The 1,427-nt window shown below is 64.9% G+C and carries 1 protein-coding gene; it reads left to right on the top strand.

Going from position 1 to position 1,427, the window contains the following annotated elements; translation table 11 throughout:
• Nucleotides 1-158: 158 nt before the first annotated feature.
• Nucleotides 159-1,358, top strand: coding sequence for an IS256 family transposase (locus tag NKH03_RS34675; RefSeq protein ID WP_352973333.1), 1,200 nt, complete (start codon nt 159-161; stop codon nt 1,356-1,358).
• The last annotated feature ends 69 nt before the right edge of the window (nt 1,359-1,427 follow it).

The following is a 1,427-nucleotide window of genomic DNA, read 5'->3' as shown; positions in this document are numbered from 1 at the left end:
GGTCGCGTCCCCACAGGTGGTGTAGCTCGGCGGTAGCGAAGCCGCTCGCGAGCGCGCTCTCGATAGCGCTGTAGCGAGCGAGCGGCTTTGCGGTGGTCATCGACGGTTCGCCGGTAAGGTCGGGTTGCTGACTCCAACCTGATTCGAAGGAACCATCGATGACCGACGACATGATGAACCTGCGCGCGCTCGTGGAGAAGACTCCGGATTCCGATCTCTTGCGCGAGATGATCGGCTTTGCCGCCGAGCGGCTGATGGAGCTGGAGGTTGGGGCCGCCACCGGCGCCGCCTATGGCGAGAAGAACCCATTGCGCACGGCCCAGCGCAACGGCTATCGCGAGCGCGACTGGGAGACGCGGGCCGGCACCGTCGAGCTGCGCATCCCCAAGCTCAGGAAGGGCTCCTACTTCCCCGGTTTTCTCGAACCGCGCCGCATGGCCGAGAAGGCGCTAACCGCTGTCATCCAGGAGGCCTACGTCCAGGGTATCTCGACCCGCTCGGTCGACGATCTGGTCAAGGCCATGGGCATGAGCGGCATCTCCAAGAGCCAAGTCTCGCGGCTGTGTGAGGAGATCGACGGCAAGGTCAAAGCGTTCCTTGAAAGACCCATCGAGGGCGACTGGCCATATCTGTGGATCGACGCCACCTACCTGAAGGTGCGCCGCGGCGGCCGCATCGTCTCGGTCGCCGTCATCATCGCTGTCGGCGTCAATGCGGACGGCCGACGCGAGGTGCTGGGCATGGAGGTCGGCACGTCTGAGGCCGAGCCGATCTGGACGGAGTTCCTGCGCAAGCTGACCCGCCGTGGCCTGCGAGGCGTCAAGCTTGTCGTTTCCGATGCCCATGAAGGCATCAAAGCGGCCGTCACCAAGGTGCTGTGCGCGACATGGCAGAGGTGCCGCGTCCACTTCATGAGGAACGTGCTGGCCCATGCCGGCAAGAGCGGGCGCCGCGTCGTCTCCGCTTTCATCGCCACCGCCTTCGCCCAGGAAACGCCCGGGGCCGCAAGCACGCAATGGCGCGCCGTCGCCGACCAGATCCGGCCGAAGGTGCCGAAGCTGGCGACAATCATGGACGACGCCGAGCCCGACGTGCTTGCCTACATGACTTTCCCCAAGGAGCACCGCGCCAAGCTGCACTCGACCAACCCGATCGAGCGCCTCAACGGCGAGATCAAGCGGCGCACCGAGGTCGTCGGCATCTTCCCAAATGACGACGCCATCGTCCGCCTGGTTGGCGCGATCCTGCTCGAACAGAACGACGAATGGGCCGTGCAGCGCACCAGATACATGACGCTGGAAACCATCAGCCAAATGAGCGATGATCCTCTGATCAGCCTGCCAGCCGTGGCACGCTGATCAGCCCGGCCCCATGCCGGAGAACGCGGCGACCAAGCCGTCAGCTACACCACTTCCTGGGACACGATC

It is taken from the genome of Mesorhizobium sp. M1406 (genome assembly GCF_040317555.1).
GTDB lineage: Bacteria > Pseudomonadota > Alphaproteobacteria > Rhizobiales > Rhizobiaceae > Mesorhizobium.
Note: the sequence above shows the minus strand (reverse complement) of the source record. Positions and strands in the feature narration are given on the sequence as shown.

Coding starts and splice junctions, on each gene's coding strand:
- NKH03_RS34675 (WP_352973333.1), top strand. CDS start 159: ATGACCGACGACATGATGAACCTGCGCGCGCTCGTGGAGAAGACTCCG.